Annotated in this window: 13 protein-coding genes; 1 reads left to right on the forward strand and 12 read right to left on the reverse strand. The window is 66.5% G+C overall.

Annotated elements, in window-relative coordinates:
* Nucleotides 1-3: 3 nt before the first annotated feature.
* The 12 genes from hisG to ybaK all read right to left on the reverse strand — a co-directional run bounded on the left by hisG (nt 4) and on the right by ybaK (nt 15,289).
* Complete coding sequence (hisG, locus tag EFAMC1_RS09980; protein WP_187324654.1) at nt 4-1,671, reverse strand: ATP phosphoribosyltransferase; 1,668 nt, start codon at nt 1,669-1,671, stop codon at nt 4-6.
* A gap of 1,102 nt (nt 1,672-2,773) precedes the next feature.
* Entirely contained in the window at nt 2,774-3,232 is a 459-nt protein-coding gene (locus EFAMC1_RS09985) for a hypothetical protein (RefSeq protein ID WP_154054123.1), read from the reverse strand.
* Nucleotides 3,233-3,496: 264 nt separating this feature from the next.
* A complete protein-coding gene (locus EFAMC1_RS09990) occupies nt 3,497-4,207 on the reverse strand; it encodes an ABC transporter ATP-binding protein (protein WP_187324655.1) in 711 nt (236 codons plus the stop codon).
* A 3-nt stretch (nt 4,208-4,210) separates the two neighbouring features.
* Entirely contained in the window at nt 4,211-5,095 is an 885-nt protein-coding gene (locus EFAMC1_RS09995) for an ABC transporter ATP-binding protein (RefSeq protein WP_154054124.1), read from the reverse strand.
* Nucleotides 5,085-6,227, reverse strand: coding sequence for a branched-chain amino acid ABC transporter permease (locus tag EFAMC1_RS10000; protein WP_261981870.1), 1,143 nt, complete (start codon nt 6,225-6,227; stop codon nt 5,085-5,087). Before EFAMC1_RS10000 ends, EFAMC1_RS09995 begins: the two co-directional genes overlap by 11 nt.
* Before the next feature lie 3 nt (nt 6,228-6,230).
* On the reverse strand, nt 6,231-7,112 hold the full coding sequence (locus EFAMC1_RS10005; protein WP_154054125.1) for a branched-chain amino acid ABC transporter permease: 882 nt from the start codon (nt 7,110-7,112) through the stop codon (nt 6,231-6,233).
* A gap of 147 nt (nt 7,113-7,259) precedes the next feature.
* Nucleotides 7,260-8,516 (reverse strand): ABC transporter substrate-binding protein, encoded by a 1,257-nt coding sequence (locus EFAMC1_RS10010; protein WP_261981871.1) that lies wholly within the window; start codon nt 8,514-8,516, stop codon nt 7,260-7,262.
* Nucleotides 8,517-8,834: 318 nt separating this feature from the next.
* On the reverse strand, nt 8,835-10,067 hold the full coding sequence (locus EFAMC1_RS10015) for a DegT/DnrJ/EryC1/StrS family aminotransferase (protein WP_154054126.1): 1,233 nt from the start codon (nt 10,065-10,067) through the stop codon (nt 8,835-8,837).
* A 148-nt stretch (nt 10,068-10,215) separates the two neighbouring features.
* Complete coding sequence (locus tag EFAMC1_RS10020; protein ID WP_154054127.1) at nt 10,216-11,445, reverse strand: carboxylate--amine ligase; 1,230 nt, start codon at nt 11,443-11,445, stop codon at nt 10,216-10,218.
* Nucleotides 11,446-11,648: 203 nt separating this feature from the next.
* Nucleotides 11,649-12,923 carry an NlpC/P60 family protein gene (locus EFAMC1_RS10025; RefSeq protein WP_154054128.1) on the reverse strand — a complete coding sequence of 425 codons (1,275 nt, stop codon included), beginning with the start codon at nt 12,921-12,923 and terminating at the stop codon, nt 11,649-11,651.
* Between the two features lie 254 nt (nt 12,924-13,177).
* Nucleotides 13,178-14,782, reverse strand: a complete 1,605-nt coding sequence (gene murJ / locus EFAMC1_RS10030) for a murein biosynthesis integral membrane protein MurJ (protein ID WP_154054129.1) — start codon at nt 14,780-14,782, stop codon at nt 13,178-13,180.
* Complete coding sequence (gene ybaK, locus EFAMC1_RS10035) at nt 14,783-15,289, reverse strand: Cys-tRNA(Pro) deacylase (RefSeq protein WP_154054130.1); 507 nt, start codon at nt 15,287-15,289, stop codon at nt 14,783-14,785. It lies immediately after the preceding gene.
* A 182-nt stretch (nt 15,290-15,471) separates the two neighbouring features.
* Here ybaK and EFAMC1_RS10040 point away from each other — a divergent pair, with 182 nt between their 5' ends.
* The gene (locus tag EFAMC1_RS10040) at nt 15,472-16,167 is read left to right on the forward strand and encodes an aspartate/glutamate racemase family protein (protein WP_154054131.1); all 696 of its coding nucleotides are present in this window, start codon (nt 15,472-15,474) and stop codon (nt 16,165-16,167) included.
* Nucleotides 16,168-16,537 lie beyond the last annotated feature (370 nt).

Below are 16,537 nucleotides of genomic sequence, written 5' to 3' on the forward strand. Positions count from 1 at the left end.
GTGCTACTCCTCCTTCTGCACGGCCGCGGCGAGGCGGTCGGCAAGCTCGCGGATGCGCGCGTCGCAGCGATAGGCCGCCGGGCCCGCGAAGAACCGGGCCGAGATGGGCATCACATCATCGACGATGGCGAGGTCGTTCTCGCGCAGGGTGGTGCCCGTCTGCGTTATGTCCACGATGCGGTCAGTCATGCCCACGATGGGGCCCAGCTCGATGTTGCCATGCAGGGCCAGGATGTCCACCTGCTGGCCGATGCGGTCGTAGTAAAGCTGCGTGATGCGCGGGTACTTGGTGGCCACGCGCATGGTGCCGCGCCACGCGTAGGCGCGCTCGGCCTCGCCCGCACGCGCCGCCGGCTCGGCCACGATCATGCGGCAGACGCCGTAGCCAAGGTCGACCACCTGGAGCAGGTCGAGGTTGGCCTCCACGAGCGAGTCCCTGCCGCAGATGCCGCAGTCGGCGCCGCCGTGGCCCACGAAGGCTGGCGCGTCGGTGGCGCGCACGATCACGTACTCGAAGTCGCCGTCGCGGATGATGAGCTTGCGGCCGTAGTCGGCAAGGCCGTCAACCGGCAGGCCCGCGCGCTCGAGCAGCGCCAGCGTGGGCTTGAAGAGCGAGCCCTTGGGGATGGCGATGCGCAGCGGGCGGCCCTTGATGTTGACGCCCGGTGTTGCGATGCCGCTCGTGCCCTGGCCGCGCTCGCCGAGCACCTCCTGCAGGCGCTCGAGCGAGAGGGCAAAGCCGCAGGCAGCGACCCCCGGAAGCCCCAAGTTGGCGAGCACCGCGTCGTAGCGGCCGCCCGATCCCAGGCTCGCGGCCACGCCGTCCACGTAGGCCTTGAACACAATGCCCGTGTAGTAGTCGAAGCTGTTGATGATGCTGAAGTCGAAGGAGAGGGCCGGGGCCTCGTCGCCCTTAGCAAGCCCCTCCACGAGCGCGCGGAGCTCAACCGTGCCGCGGCGGGCCGCCGGCACGCAGGCCGCCTCGAGCAGCTCGTCGATCTCGTCTATGGCCGAGGCGTCGCCATGCACGCGCGGCAGGCGCGTGAGCGCGCGGGCCGCCGGGGCAGGCAGCCCCGCCGCGGCCACGTACTCGTCGAGCGACACGAGGTCGGAGCCGTGCACGTAGGCGAGTACCTGCGCGCGGAACTCGTCGTTGGGCGCCACCGCGTCGAGCAGCGCCACGAGCGGCCGCACCGAGCCGCAGGCGATGCGCCAGCCCTCGACGCCGAGCGCCTCGAGCACCTCGGCAAGCAGGGTGAGGACCTCAACCTCGCCCTTCACGTCGTCCGCGCCGATGAGCTCGACGCCCAGCTGCGTGAACTGGCGCGGCTGGCCCTTGAGCGAGGCCTGCTCGCGCACGACCGGCGCCTCGTAGCGCAGGCGAACCGGCAGCTCGCCCATGCCAAAGCGCTTGGCCGTCATGCGCGCGATGGGCAGCGTGAGGTCGGGGCGAAGCATGAGCAGGCGGTCGTCGGAGTCGAAGAGCTGGAAGGGCGAGCCCTTGATGCGACCGGCGCGCTCGAGCACGGCACGGTCCTCGAGCAGCGGCGTCTCGACGGGCAGGTAGCCCCGCGCGGTGAAGCACGCACGCGCAACGTCCTTGATGCGCTCGCGCGCGGACGCCTCCTCCGGCAGGATGTCTCGGAAGCCCCTCGGTGTTCCGTAGATCACGCTATCGTCCTCCTTGTGGAGTGGGACCCGTGTCCCTTCCCATTTGCGGGCGCCAATCTACCACTCGCCCGTTTCGCTTCGGTTTCGGGTGCTACTTTAGCACACTAAAGTACGGCGGCCCTCGTCACTTTAGCAAACTAAAGCGATTTCCTTACAAGAAGGCTGATGGGGAAAGAAGCCGACCCAAACAGGGCCGAGGAGCGGGGCGGCGCGGAGAAGGCACAAGAGTCCGTCCATACCCCACGTCCCATCCGCCCACAGCCGGCAAGCCCCCCATTCGGAGGACAAGTGGGCCTTCCGCGTGCCACATCCCCGTCCAATTCGCGCAAAACACTCCAACCAACACACGGCCAAACTCACCGCATATCATTGCCCCACCTCACCGTTAACCCAAGCCCCCCATTCCCACCCACCTCCCATTCCCAGATAGACGGGCGTCGCCAGGCGGCTCATTCGCCACGCGAAGAGTCCGTAATGGCGGGGTCGATGCAGGTGTCGTCAATGGCCATGTGCGGAATCGACGGATTTGAACGCCCCCTTCACCCCTCCCAATCGGAGCGTGCATTAGCTTCGGATTTGAATATTCAAATCCGAAGCAAGTGCACGTGCTCTTTGGGGGCGTCAAAGGCGGTCGTACAAAACCGCATCAATTGCACTCACTTGGGAAGACACTTCCCCGTACGGGGCGTACGGGGAACGTCCAGACGCGTGCAGCCACCGCGCAAACCGGGAAAACCCTTCCAATGTGACGCTCCGGGGGCGGCGTCCTCGAGCGTGCGGTCACTGCGCGACCGGAAAACCATCCCCGAATAGGACGCGACCATAACTAGACACCGAGTTATAGGGTGGGACACACAAAGCAGGAAGCATCCCCGTGAGAGGCACAAGAGGGCCACGGTAACGGACCCCACAAAACAGCCGAGAAGCCGCTCGTGTCCTTAGCTTTGCCGCATGGGACCCTACGAACGGGACGCACCTACGGCAGCGAGAACCAGCACAGGCAAGGTGCACAGTTCACCCCACGGTTAAACGTGCCGACGCGAAATGTGGCTGCTACCCCTTAGTTTGTGCAAGGGAAACAGAGCCGTCGAAGAAGTCGCTGCTACGCGAGTGAGCCGCCGGCATCGTCGAGGCCATCGTGGAACTCGCGCGCGATGCGGGCGGCACCGGGACCCAGCAGCAAGACGTCGACGGCCGAGAGGCCCAGGCCCTTGAGGCACCGACGCTCGAGCCGCACGAACGAGAGCGTGTCCAGGCAGATCGAGAGGAGCACGAGTGCGGCACCCACCAGCGCCAACACGAGCGCCCACGCCGCCGCGAGCCTTGGAAGCGACCACACGATGAGACCACCGGCCACGAGGTAGACAACCAAGCGACGCGCAAGCCAGCCCATGCCGGACCTCACCTCAGCCGCACGGAAGGACGCACAAAGGTCCGCAAACCCCTCGTCGGAGAGGCACTCGACGCGGCCCTTGACCACCCGCAGGCCAGCCTTGTCAAGCCCGGCCAGCGAGTCCTTCGCCGCATCCCTAAAAGTGTCCCAGCGTTCAGTTGCGTCCATGGTGTCCTCCCGTCTCCCGTCAAGCCCAGACTAGGACGGGGCAGGCACGAGGGCCGCAAGACTTGGGCGAGAGGCAGCTCCCGTTCCGCAGGCGGCGACGCGGGCGCAAGCGAGAGCCAGCAGACACCTGGCCCCAGCGTGGCATGCGGCACCAGCGCACGCGAGCGCATTCGAGCCCCAACAAAAGAAGGGCCGGCACCCGAAGGCACCGGCCCAAACGCGCGGGGCACCAGCGCCGCCCCGCCAATCACGAAACCACGAGCGTCAGCCGCCGAGGTAGGCCTGCTTCACGCGCTCGTCGCTCGCAAGCTCGCTCGCCTTGCCGCTCATCGAGACCTTGCCGGTCTCGAGCACGTACGCGCGGTCGGCGACCTTGAGCGCCATGCGCGCGTTCTGCTCCACGAGCAGGACCGTCGTGCCGGCGCTGTGCAGCTGCTCGATGATGTCGAAAATCTCCTGCACCAGGATCGGCGCGAGGCCCATCGACGGCTCGTCGAGCATGAGCAGGCGCGGCTTGCTCATGAGGGCGCGCCCCATGGCAAGCATCTGCTGCTCGCCGCCGGAGAGCGTGCCGGCCACCTGGTTCTCGCGCTCCTTCAGGCGCGGGAAGCGCTTGAAGACGTCCTCCAGGCTCTGGGCCACCTCGGCCGAGTCAGTACGCGTGAAGGCACCCATCTCGAGGTTCTCGCGCACGCTCATCTGCAGGAACACGCGACGGCCCTCCGGGCAGAGCGCGATGCCCTTGCCCACGATGGTATGCGGCGCGATACCAAGCAGACTCTTGCCCTCGAACTCCACCACGCCCTCGCGCGGCTTGAGCAGGCCGGCCACGGTGTTGAGCGTCGTGGACTTGCCGGCGCCGTTGGCACCGATCAGCGTCACGACCTCGCCCTCCTCCACGTCGAAGGAGATGCCCTTCACCGCGTGGATGGCCCCGTAGTAGACGTTGAGGTTCTCAACGTGAAGGATGCTCATGCGCTACGCCTCCTCGTCCTGTTTGCCGAGGTATGCCTCGATGACCTGCGGGTTGCTCTGGATCTGCTCGGGCGTGCCCTTGGCGATGATCTTGCCGTAGTTGAGCACGGCGATGCCCTCGCAGATGCCCATGACGAGGTCCATGTCGTGCTCGATGAGCATGACGGCGATCTGGAACTCGTCGCGGATGCGGCGGATGTTGTCCATGAGCTCGGCTGTCTCGGACGGGTTCATGCCGGCCGCAGGCTCGTCGAGCAGCAGCAGCTTGGGATGCGTCGCCAGCGCGCGCACGATCTCGAGCCTGCGCTGGGCGCCGTAGGGAAGGCTTCCCGCCACGTGGTTGGCATAGACGCCCATGTCAAAAAAGTCGAGCAGCTGGAGCGCCTCCTCGTGCATCTTCTTCTCGGCGCCCCCGAAGGCGGGAAGACGGAAGATCGAGCTCCAGAGCCCCTCCTTGATCTGGTTGTGCAGGCCGATCCTGACGTTGTCCTCGACGGTGAGCGAGGAGAACAGGCGGATGTTCTGGAACGTGCGGGCAATGCCCAGCTTGCTGGCCCCGGCAATGTCGAGACCGGCCATGTCGGTGCCGTCGAGCATGATGGAGCCGCGCGTGGGCTGGTAGACCTTGGTAAGCAGGTTGAACACCGTGGTCTTGCCGGCGCCGTTGGGGCCGATGAGACCCGCTATCTCGGTCTTGCCCACGGTAAAGTTGAAGTCCTCAACGGCATGCAGGCCGCCAAAGTCAATGCCGAGGTGGCGACACTCGAGCACGGGACGCTTGTCGACGTCGCGCTCAGGGACGATGGAGTCGCTCGGCAGCGGCACCATCTTGGTCTGCTCGCGACGCTCGGCGGCGTGGCGCTCGGAGGCTGCGGTCTTAGCGGCCATCGGCGTCTCCCCCCTTCTCGCCGGCGCCGGCGGCGTCGGGCTCGGCCACATGCGCCGGTCGCTTGAACCTCGAGACGAGCCCCGAGAAGAACTGCTTGAGTGTGGCGTTGTTGGACACAATCATCACGAGGATGAGCACGACGGCGTAGATGAGCATGCGCCAGTCGGCGATGGCACGCAGGAGTTCGGGCAGGACGGTCAGCACCGCGGCCGAGATGATCGAGCCGCGGATGTTGCCCATGCCGCCCAGAACTACGAACACCAGGATGAGGATCGACAAGTTGAAGTCAAACTTCTTGGGAACCACGGACGAGAAGTTCATTGCATAGAGCGCGCCGGCGGCACCGGCAAGCGCCGCCGCGACGACGAAGGCGATGAGGCGGTACTTGGTGACGTTGATGCCCACCGACTCGGCGGCGATGCGGTTGTCACGAACGGCCATGATGGCGCGGCCCGTGCGCGAGTGCACGATGTTGAGCACCACGGCCACGGTGACGATCACGAGGATGATGCCGGCCAGGAAGGTCGAGATCTTGTCGATGCCCACCGCGCCCTGCGGGCCATTGATGATGATCGTTCCGCCCTGCATGCCGAGCGACTTGGTGTCGGTCATCGAGAAGTGCAGACCGCTCGGGTCAAGGCCCACATAGAGGTTGTTGAGGATGTTCTTGATGATCTCGCCGAAGGCCAGGGTCACGATGGCGAGGTAGTCGCCATGCAGGCGCATGACCGGGATGCCGATGAGGAACCCGGCGAGCGCCGCGCAGGCCGCCGCGATGACGAAGCTCAGGACGAGCAGCACCGGCACGCTCGAGACAGCACCCTTGAGCATGGTGACCGCCACGATGCCCGTGAAGGCACCCACGCTCATGAAGCCGGCATGGCCGAGGGACAGCTCGCCGGAGATTCCCACGACGAGGTTGAGGGAGACGGCCATGCACACGTAGGCGCAGATGGGCACGAGCTGGCCGGCGAGCGAGTTCGTAAGCACCTTGGTGGCGTCGAGCACGCTCATGAGCACGAAGAACGCGGCGACGATGCCGTAGGTGACGAGGTTGGAGCGCAGCTGGCTGCTCATGCGCCTGGAGCCGGCCGTTGCTGCGAGCACGGGCTGGGGAGTCTTCTCCGCCATGCGCTACACCTTCTCCCTGATGGTCTTGCCCAGGATGCCCGAGGGCTTGATGAGCAGCACGACGATGAGGACGGCGAAGACGACGGCGTCGGCAAGCTGAGTGCCGATGTAGGCCTTCGCGAAGATCTCGATGATGCCCAGCACGATGCCGCCAATGAAGGCACCCGGGATGGAGCCGATGCCGCCGACCACCGCAGCCACGAAGGCCTTAAGGCCCGGCATGAGGCCGGTCGTGGGAACGAGGGTCGGGTAGGCCGAGCACATGAGCACGCCGGCGATGGCCGCGAGACCGCTGCCTATGGCGAACGTGAGCGAGATGGTCGAGTTCACGTTGATGCCCATGAGCGTGGCGGCACCGCGGTCCTCAGAGCAGGCGCGCATGGCCTTGCCCATGCGGGTCTTGTTGACGAACGTCGTGAGGCCCACGGCGATGGCCACGCAGCACAGGATGGTGACGATGGTCACCGCGCTGATCGTGAGCTGGCCGTCGAAGAGTACCACGCTCGGCAGGTCGACGATGTTCGGGAACGTCTTGGGGTCGCTCTTCCAGATGAGCAGCGCCGCGTTCTCGAGGAAGTAGCTCACGCCGATTGCGGTGATGAGCACGTCGAGAGACGGGGCGTTCCTGAGCGGCTTGTAGGCGAGCTTCTCGACAACGATGCCAAGAACCGTGCAGGCAACGATTGCGAGCAGCACGCCAACCAAAGGCGGGAGCCCGAGGTACGACATGGCGCAGAAGCACACGTACGCACCCACCATGATCACGTCACCATGGGCGAAGTTCAGCATCTTGGCGATGCCGTACACCATCGTGTAGCCCAGGGCGATGATGGCGTAAACGCTACCAAGGCTGAGACCGTTGACGATGTTTGTGAGCAGGCCCATGTCGCCTCCTTTCCTCTTCGGGGTCGGGTCGCGAAGTCCCGCCCTCTTCCGGCAACTGGCCGGAAACACTGCCTTTCAACACGCCGAACGGGGCCCATCTCGCGATGGTCCCCGTTCGTGTCAGAACCTTGTCAGCCGCGTGGGCACCTACTTGTCCATGCCAACGTAGGCGCCGTCCTTGATGACCATGCCCTTCGGCTCCTTGGACACCTCGCCCGTGTCCTTCCAGGTCATGTTCTGGCCGGTCAGGCCGGAGTAGGAGAAGTCGGAGGAGGTGACGGTCTCCGCCAGCTTGTCGCAGATGTCGGAGAAGCTCTGGTCTGCGGTGACGCCAGCCTTCTCGATGGCCTGGGCAAGCATCATGACGCAGTCGTAGGCATCGGCCGCGAACTGGTTGGGGGTGCCGTCATAGTTCTTCTTGTAGGTGTCGACGAAGGTCTTGGTGAGGTCGTCGGTGGCGTCGGCGGTGAACGGGGTCAGGAGCATGACGCCCTCGGCGAGGCTCTTGTCGAAGCCCTCGAGCGTCAGGATGCCGTCGAGGCCGTCGCAGCCGAAGAACTTGACCTTGCCGTCCATGAGGCCGTTGTCCTTGGCCTGCTTGAGGTAGAGGGCCGCCGGCGTGTAGTAGATCGGCAGGAAGACGAGGTCGGCACCGGCGTTCTTGGCATCGTTGACCTGCACGGAGAAGTCCGTGGCGGAGTCGTCGGTGAACGTCGTGGTGGAGACGATCTGCAGGCCCTGGTTGGCGGCCTCGGCCTCGAACTTCTTATAGATGCCGGTGGAGTAGGCGTCGCCGTTGTTGTAGAAGACGGCAATCTTGGTGCCGAGCTTCTGCTTGGCGATGTACTCAGCCGACGCGGTGCCCTGGTTGGGGTCGGTGAAGCACATCTGGAAGACGTTCTTCTTTCGCGGCGTGGAGACGTTGCCGTCGGCGTCCGGCTGGCCGCCGATGACGTCGGTCGACGAGGCGGACGGCGTGATCTGGAACAGGTTGTCAGAGTTGGTCTCGGAGGAGACGGCCACGCACGGGGCGGTGGTGGTGACTCCCACGAGAATCTGCATGCCCCAGTCCTTCAGGTTGTTGTAAGCGTTGACGGCCTTCTCGGCGTCGGCCTCGTCATCCTGGAAGTTGAAGTCGAACTGGACCTTGCCACCCTTGGAGGCAAGCTCGTCGATGGCGACCTGGGCACCGTTCTTGCAGGCGTTGCCGTAGATGGCCGCGGCACCCGTCACGGGGCCGATGCCGCCGACCTTGAACTTGGCGCCACCGTCGGAGCTTCCGCCGTCGCTCGAGGAGCCGCCGTTGCTGCCGCAACCGGCGAGAGCGGCAACGCTTAGAATGCCCGCAGCACCAGACAGCTTAACGAAGTTCCTACGGGACATGCCAAAACGATTGGACTCCATCTTTCTCCTCCTCGTGCGAACTGGCCTGTTTGGTCGTCTCGCCCCCGCAGCCAGGCCTGCTGCCGCGTTTGCGTGCCGACCATAGTAGCCGCCTTAAGGCTGACTAAAGCAATAAGACGAGCACATTGGGGGGTCGTTTTAACTCGGAGGAAACAAAGCGTGCGCACAGCCGCAACCCTAGCGTCGGCAAACGGCAGCTATTGGCGCCGGACGGTAGGTAGAAGAGGCTGTTTGTCACGTTTCCTTCCGGATGATTCGTCACATTGCATGCAATGTGACGAATCATCTGGAAGGAAACGTGACGGGGAGGAAGATGCGCTAGGCCCCGAGGGCGAGGCGCACGACCTCGCGGGCCACCTCGGGCGAGACGTCCGTGGGCAGGCAGACGGCGCCCTCCGAACAGGCGCGCGTCACCGGCAGGCGCTCGAGCGCGGCGGCCATCCCGTCGGGCAGGCCAAAGGCGGCCTCGTCCGTCACGCCCGGGAAGAGCAGGGGTCGGTACCACGGCACGCTGTAGTGACCCGCCGCGCAGAGGCGTGCCACCGCCGCGTCGGCCACCGCGGCATTTGCCAGGAAGAGCCCCACGCGAAGGAGCGGCAGACCCGCCGCGAGGCCGCAGGAGGTGGCCCAGGCGCCCTCGCCCGGCGCGCCAGGCAGACCCGCGAGCGCCTCGCCATAGGCCCGCGCGGCCGCGGAACGCACGTCCTCGTCCGACGACGTGGCCATGAACGCACGGAAGGCCTGGTCGGCAACCCAGGCGCTCGGGAGCGCGGGCCCGCTCGCGAGGCCACCCGCGAGCTCCACCGGCGCGATGGCCGGCTCGAAGAGGCCCCGCTCGCGCAGGCCCTCGCGAAGCGCGTGGGACACGCCGTGCGGCAGGTGATTGAGGGCGCGGATCTGGTTGAGGTAGCGCCTGGACGCGCGCGCGTGGGCGGCGTCGAGCGCGGGCAGCGCCGCCAGGCGGGCGCGAAGCTCGTCGCGCAGGACTGCGTCGGCCATGTCGGGGTTCACCCAGACGGCACCGCCAAAGTGCGTGGGCAGCATCTTCTCGACGCCAAAGGAGTGCACCGAGACGTCGGCGACGGGACGCCCGGACGCGTCGAGCCCCAGATGGCCCGCGCAGTGGGCGCAGTCCTCGAGCAGAAGCACCCCCGCCCCGTGCGCGCGGTCGCGAAGCGCGGCGTCTGCCTCGGCGTCACGGATGCCAAAGGTGTGCTGGAGCACCACGCAGGCGGTGCGCTCCCCCACCGGCGCCGAAGCGGCGTCGAGCGCGAGCGTCTCCGCCGAGATGTCGCCGTAGACGGGCGCGAGGCCCGCCGCCACGATGGGGCCGACCGCCGTGCAGCAGGTGAAGAGCTGCGTTGCCACCTCGCGACGTGCGCCGTCGCGAGCCGCCAGCGCGCCGAAGGCCACCCGCATGCCCTGGCGGGCCTTGAAGGTCGGGAACCAGTCGACGGTCTCGGTGCCCGTGAGCTCGGCAAGCTTGCCGCAGAGTCGCTCCAGGCTCGCCCGCGTCGCCTCGTCCGCACGCGCGAATCTCTCGTCTCCCATGCGGTACCCCTCCCCTTGCCGGTTTGTCCTCACCCGTCCCAAGCGCCCGCCGCACGTTTCCTTCCGGATGATTTGTCACATTGCCTGCAATGTGACAAATCAATCATCCGGAAGGAAACGAACGTGACGGCTGGCGGCCGCGATGCCGCTACGACAGGTCGCGATGACCGAAGTACTTGCGGTAGTCCAGCACGTAGTGCACCCAGAGCTTCGCCATGTCAAAGAGGCGCCTCGGGTCGTCGTCGTGCGCGCCAAAGAGCGTGGTGCCCACTTTGCCGGCGCGCATGAGCGCAAGCGCGCGGTCCTTATCGGGGCCGGGCTCGACGTACTTGCGCACCACGAAGTGCGGCACGCCCACCCAGAGCACCTCCTCGAAGGCGCGCTTGGGCGCGAGCACCCCGCCGTCGATGAGGTCGTCCACGGCATAGCGGGCCAGGTTGTTGCCCGAGAGCGTCGTGAAGAAGCTGCTGCGGCCGGCGCGCGGGTTCACCTCGAAGAGCCGGTAGGCGCCGTCTCGGCGGTCGTACTTCATGTCGATGTTGAAGAAGCCGCGGTAGCCGCTCCCGGCCATGAGGCCCTCGACCGTGTCGTAGATGGCGTCGTCGCCGTACGAGAGGATCGCCGCATAGTTGCCGATGGCCATGGGCGAGTAGTCCTCGAGCAGCGGGTGGCCCAGCGACAGCAGGGTCACCGTGCCGTCCTCGCGCACGTAGCCGTTCACCACGCGCATGTTCTCGTCGCCGCCGGGGATGAAGTCCTGGATGATGAGGCGGCCCGGGTAGCCCGCCGCATAGATGCGCCGCACCGTCTCGGCAAGCTCGTCGGCCGTGTCGAGGATGAATGCCTTCTTCTGTCCCTCGAAGGGGTGCGCACGGTAGGCCGGCGCATCGGAGGGCTTGAGCGCCACGGGAAAGCCGAACGGCAGCTCGGGCACCTCGTCGTGGTCGACGACGACGGTCTTGGGGTAGGGCACCCCACGCGCCTCGCAGAGCTGGTAGAAGCTCTCCTTGTCGTTCATCTGGTCGACGATGTGTCCGGCCGAGCACACCACGTGGTAGCTCGCGTCGAGGCGCTCCATCTGGTGCGAGAGGGCCACGGCGTAGTCATCGCCGCAGGGCACGAGCAGAGGCACCTTGTCGCCATATGCGCCAGCGGCCGCCTGGGCGTTCAGGACCTCGACGAGGCGGTCGCCCTCGAGCAGGTGCTCGTCGATGCGCACGTCGATGAACTTGGAGTGCTGCGTGGGCGTGAGCGGGAACACGCCCCACACCACACTCGTGACCCCATACGCCTCATAGAACGCGCGCGCCATGCCGTAGCCGGCGATCTCGGTGCCGAGAAGCACCGGCACAAACGGGTGGTTGGTCGTAGCTGCCACTTACGTTCCCCTCTCGAAGGAATCCGTGTCCGAGCCGGGCGCGGCCCCGCCCCGCGGCCTCACGGCGGGGCCGCCCCCACCCCCGGCGATGGCACGGGGACAACGGTCACTCTACATGAAAAGCGGGACACCCGAGGGCGCCCCGCGAAGGGTCCTGCTGTCACGGGCGGCCACCGCGCACGGCCGGCCGGCGCGTGGCTTGGCTAGACGACCGGGCCACCACCCACGAAGCTGCCGGCACTGTAGTACACGCTGGCGATCTCGACGCCACCATAGTTGGAGTGAATCATCTTGCCGCCGCCGATATACATGCCCACATGCGTGGTGTTGTTCACGCCGTGGCCCCAGAACATGAGGTCGCCGGGCTGAAGGTTGGCCTGGTTGGTGGTCCAGCGGCCGCTGTCGAGCGCCCAGCCGATCATCGAGTTGCCGCGGCCGTTGCTCATGCGCTGGCCACGCGGGATGGAGATGCCGGCCTGCTTGTAGGCCCACCACACGAGGCCGGAGCAGTCGAACTCCTGGCCGGCGATGGCGTTGCCGCCCCACGAGTACGAGACGCCGAGCTGCGTCTTGGCGGCCGCGATGGCACCGGAGATGCCGGAGCCCACGTTGACCGAGCCGGAGCTGTGGCTGGACGAGCTGGAGCTGCTCGAGGAGCTCGAGCTGCCGGAGCTGCTGGAGCTTGAGCTGCTCGAGGATCCGGAGTTGCTCGAGCTCTGGCTGCTGCCGGAGTTGCTCGAGCCGCCGTTGACGGAAGACGAGGAGTCGTTGCTGGCAGCCTGCTGCTGAGCCTGCTGCGCGGCGGCCTTCTGGGCCGCAGCCTCCTCGGCTGCCTTGCGGGCTGCCTCCTCCTCGGCGAGCGCCTGCTGGACGTCGGCCGAGAGGCTCTGCACGTAGGCCTCGTGGTCAGCCTGCTTCTGCTGGACCTCGGTAGCCTTAGCCTGCGAGGCATCGACGAGCTGCTGCTGCTGGGCCTGCTGGGTCTGGAGGTCGGCCTTCTTCTGGTCGAGCTCGGCCTGGATGGACTGGACCTCCTGGATGGCCTGGGCGTCGGAGCTGGCCACCTTATTTGCGTAGTAGATGCGGCTCACGAGGTCGGATGCGGAGGTGGAGCCCACCACGAGGTCGACGATGGAGACACCGCCGGCCTTGTAGTCGGCAGAGACGCGGTCGGACAGGGTGGACTGGGCTGCGTCGAGTTCGGCCTGCTTCTGGGAGATCTCCTCCTCGGTGGTGGAGATCTGGGCCTTGGTGTCCTCGAGCTTGGCCTGGTTGTCCTCAAGCTCCTGGAAGGCGGCAGCGGTCTGCTGCTCGTAGGTCGCGCTCTCGGCCTGCGCCTGGTCGAGCTGAGCCTGAAGCTCCGTCGAGGTGGCGGCGAGGGCTGGAATGGGTGACGTGCCGAACACGAGGGTTGCGATGAGCGCAGACGCTGCGATTCTCCGCCCAAGGACGACGGATGACGTGCGTTGTTTCTGCATAGATCCTCTCCTTTCGGGTTTTCTCAGTATAGGCAAGGCCCCTGGGGGCCGAAAGGCTCGAGACCCAATCGCTCACAAGGCTTTCATGTGACTTGAGGTTGGGTTGAGGGTTGCAAAAGAGGCGCGGGGCAGGCCTTTCCGACCATGTCTCGCGCCCGTGAGCAGGCGTTCTATGAGTCTTTGCGAAGAGCTGGCGGCAGGGGTGCAAGCGGTGCGCCCCCGCCGCGAGGTACCGTGCGAGGCAGGCGCCTCCCCTACCTCCGCACCACGCGACGCACGATGGTGGAGACGAAGGAGGCCTCGGACAGGTCTAACGCCACGGCGATGCCGAAGGTCACGAGCAGGGCCGGGACGCCGCCGGCCATGCAGTACGCGATGGCCTGCATCACCGAGCCGGAGAGCGGCGCCACGAGCCGCTCGAGCGCAAACACGGCGCCCACGCCCACGACCGAGCCCGCAAGTCCGAGCCCGAGCGCGCGCACGCACGACGCCGCCACGCCGGCAAGCCCGAGCGAGCCCATCGCGCGACGCAGGATGGCGAACGTGATGACGTCGCCGGCGGCAAAGTAGATGAGCGAGCACAGCGACACGGCCCAAAGCCCCAGCACCGGCGTGAGCGCCAGGCAGAACGCGACCTGGATGACGCCCGCAACCGTGCACGCGAGCGCGAAGAGCCCCATGCGGCGAAGCGACGAGCACACCTTCTGCAGGTAGGTGTTGACGCCGTAGAACGGCAGGCCGAGGGCAAGCCCCTGCAGGTAGGCCACCGTGAGCGACACGTCGGACTCGGTGAAGCGACCCGCGCCCAGGATGGCCACGAGCTCGGGCGAGAACACGATGAGGTACATCGCGAACGGCACGAGCATGAAGCAGATCTTGCTCACGCCGGAGCGCACGCCGCGAGCGCAGGCGTCCATGTCGCCGTGGGCCACGTGGTCGGAGAGCTCGGTGAACATGGCCGTGGTGATGGGCACGGCCAGGATCGAGTACGGCAGCATGTACCACAGGCGCGCGTAGTAGATGATCGAGGCGCCATTGGCCGCCACCGAGAGGGCGCTCGAGTTCATGACCGAGACCGTCACGAACGACTCGAGCGTCACCGCGAGCGTGGGGATGCCGATGGAGAGGGTCTCTCTGATGCAGGGGTCGTGCAGGTCGATGCGCAGGCGCAGGCGCACGCCGTGGCGAAGCAGCGCCGGCACCTGCACGAGCACCTGCACGAGCACCGCGCCCGAGCCGCCGAGCGCCAGGATGAGAATCGCGAGCTGGGGGTTCGTGCTCTCGAACACCACGTAGCCGGCAAACGAGAGCGCGGTCACGACGTTGTTGAGGATGGGTGCCGCCGTGCTCCAGAGGTAGTCGCGCTCGGCGTTGAGCACGCCCGATATCACCGAGGAGAGCGCGTAGAGCACGATCTGGATGGCGAAGAAGCGGAAGAAGTAGATGGCGAGGTCGGTGTCGAAGGCCTCCGTGGCGCTGAACGACTGCGTCCACACCACCTGGCCGGCAAAGACGAAGGCGAGCACCGTGAGGGCGCCCATGAGCAGGGTGACGAGCGACAGAAGGTTGGAGGCGTAGTCGCTCGCGCCCTCGCGGCCGAGCCGACGCTTGACCGACATGTAGACGGGCAGGAACGCCGTGACGAGCATGCCACCCATGACGAGCTCGTAGAGCTGGTTGGGCAGGTTGTTGGCGATGGTGTAGCAGCTCGACATCACCGTGGCGCCCAGGGCCCACGACTGGCACCACGTGCGGAAGAAGCCCGTGATGCGGCTCACGATGACGAGGCCGCTCATCATGGCGGCCGAGCGGCCCACGGCCTCCTCGCTGGTGGGGGTCTCCTCGGTCCTCTCGGCCATTTACTCCCCCTCCCGGCACACGTCGGCAAACGTCGCGCCCACGAAGGAGGCGAGCGGCTCGGGCGCCACCTCGAGGGTGAGGCCGCGCCGGCCGCCCGAGATGTAGATGTGGTCGAAGAGCTGCGCCGTCTCGTCGATGAGGGTGGGGAACTGCTTCTTCATGCCCACCGGTGAGCAGCCGCCGCGTACGTAGCCCGTTGTGGCCTCGAGGTCGCGCACGTGCATGAGCGAGAGCGACTTCTCGCCCGCCGCCGCGGCCGCCTTCTTGAGGTCGAGCTCGGCCGCGGACGGGATGCAGCACACCACATGGCCCCCGTGCGGCGCCTCGCAGACGAGCGTCTTGAAGCCCTGCGCCGGGTCGTAGCCGAGCATGCGCGCAATCTGCACGCCAAGGTCGCTTCTGCCCATGACCTCGGGCTCCTCGAACGTGATCGCCTTGTAGTCGACGCCGCCGCGCTCGAGCTCGCGCATGGCGTTCGTCTTCTGTACCCTCTCCTTGCGAGCCATGTCACTCCGTTCACGTCCGGCGATGCGCAGGGGGCCTGCGCCCGGGCGCCGCGAGCCTCCGTCATGCGCCCGCATGCGCCCATTCACATCGCCTTAACAGCCGAACTGTATAGTAAAGCACTCATATCACGCAGAACCTATGGAGGAGCGGCCCGGCGGGTCGTCCGGAGCGGGAGGACACCATGGAGAAGCTCGGCGTCATCGGCGGCATGGGCCCCGAGGCCACCGCCTACTTCTACGAGGAGGTCATCGAGCACACGGTGGCCGCCCGCGACCAGGACCACATCGACGTGGTCATCATCAGCCAGGCCTCCATGCCCGACCGCACCGAGGCCATCCTCTCCGGAGACCCGTCGCGCCTGCTCTCGGTCATGCGCGCCGACGCGCAGGCGCTCGAGTCTCTCGGCTGCGCCCACATCGCGATCCCGTGCAACACCTCACACTACTTCTATGACACGATCCAGGGCTTCACCAAGGTGCCCATCATCCACATGCCGCGCGAGGCCGTGCGCGAGGCGGTCGAGCGCGGCGGGGTGCGGCGCATCGGCGTCATGGCCACGGTGGGCACCATCAAGACCGGCGTCTACCGCAAGGAGATCGAGGCCGCGGGCGCCGAGCAGGTGGTTCCCTCCGAGGAGCGCGAGACCGACGTCATGTCGATCATCTACGACGACGTGAAGGCCGGGCGCGACGTGGACATGCACAAGTTCGACCGCGTCATGACCGAGTTCTACCGCGAGGGCTGCGACGCGGTGCTTCTAGCCTGCACCGAGCTCTCGGTCATCAAACGCGACCACGACATCCCCGACATCTGCATCGACGCGATGGACGCCCTCGTGCGCGAGTCGATCGTGCGGAGCGGCGCGCAGTACCGCTAGCCGTGCCCCGGGTTCGCGTCGGTTTTCCCGTTGCTGGTCACGAGGGGCGATTTGCCCTCCATTTTACGGCGAGCCACAGCATGATTTTCGTCGTTCGCAGCCCGCACGCGCTCATAGTCGCGACAAGAACCCCATCTTGGGACATTGGGCAGACTCCAGGGGGCCAGATGAACCTCCTTCGGACACGCGGAGGCAACCCGCCGGACACACGGAGACAAGTAAATCACCTCTCGTGACCACTTGGGCGGAAATTGACGGTCGAGACCCAAGGGTGAGGCTCGGAACCATTGCGAGACCCAAACAAAAGCGGCCCCGGAGACCCGGGGCCGCATGCAATGCACTGGAGGCGACGCCCAGATTCGAACTGGGG

The organism is Olsenella uli, assembly GCF_901212675.1.
GTDB lineage: Bacteria > Actinomycetota > Coriobacteriia > Coriobacteriales > Atopobiaceae > Parolsenella > Parolsenella uli_B.

Bases quoted from the DNA above. Each gene is read 5' to 3' on its own strand.
- EFAMC1_RS09985 (WP_154054123.1), bottom strand. From the start codon at position 3,232: ATGGACGCAACTGAACGCTGGGACACTTTTAGGGATGCGGCGAAGGAC.
- EFAMC1_RS09990 (WP_187324655.1), bottom strand. From the start codon at position 4,207: ATGAGCATCCTTCACGTTGAGAACCTCAACGTCTACTACGGGGCCATC.
- EFAMC1_RS09995 (WP_154054124.1), bottom strand. From the start codon at position 5,095: ATGGCCGCTAAGACCGCAGCCTCCGAGCGCCACGCCGCCGAGCGTCGC.
- EFAMC1_RS10000 (WP_261981870.1), bottom strand. From the start codon at position 6,227: ATGGCGGAGAAGACTCCCCAGCCCGTGCTCGCAGCAACGGCCGGCTCC.
- EFAMC1_RS10005 (WP_154054125.1), bottom strand. From the start codon at position 7,112: ATGGGCCTGCTCACAAACATCGTCAACGGTCTCAGCCTTGGTAGCGTT.
- EFAMC1_RS10010 (WP_261981871.1), bottom strand. From the start codon at position 8,516: ATGGAGTCCAATCGTTTTGGCATGTCCCGTAGGAACTTCGTTAAGCTG.
- EFAMC1_RS10015 (WP_154054126.1), bottom strand. From the start codon at position 10,067: ATGGGAGACGAGAGATTCGCGCGTGCGGACGAGGCGACGCGGGCGAGC.
- EFAMC1_RS10025 (WP_154054128.1), bottom strand. From the start codon at position 12,923: ATGCAGAAACAACGCACGTCATCCGTCGTCCTTGGGCGGAGAATCGCA.
- murJ (WP_154054129.1), bottom strand. From the start codon at position 14,782: ATGGCCGAGAGGACCGAGGAGACCCCCACCAGCGAGGAGGCCGTGGGC.
- ybaK (WP_154054130.1), bottom strand. From the start codon at position 15,289: ATGGCTCGCAAGGAGAGGGTACAGAAGACGAACGCCATGCGCGAGCTC.
- EFAMC1_RS10040 (WP_154054131.1), top strand. From the start codon at position 15,472: ATGGAGAAGCTCGGCGTCATCGGCGGCATGGGCCCCGAGGCCACCGCC.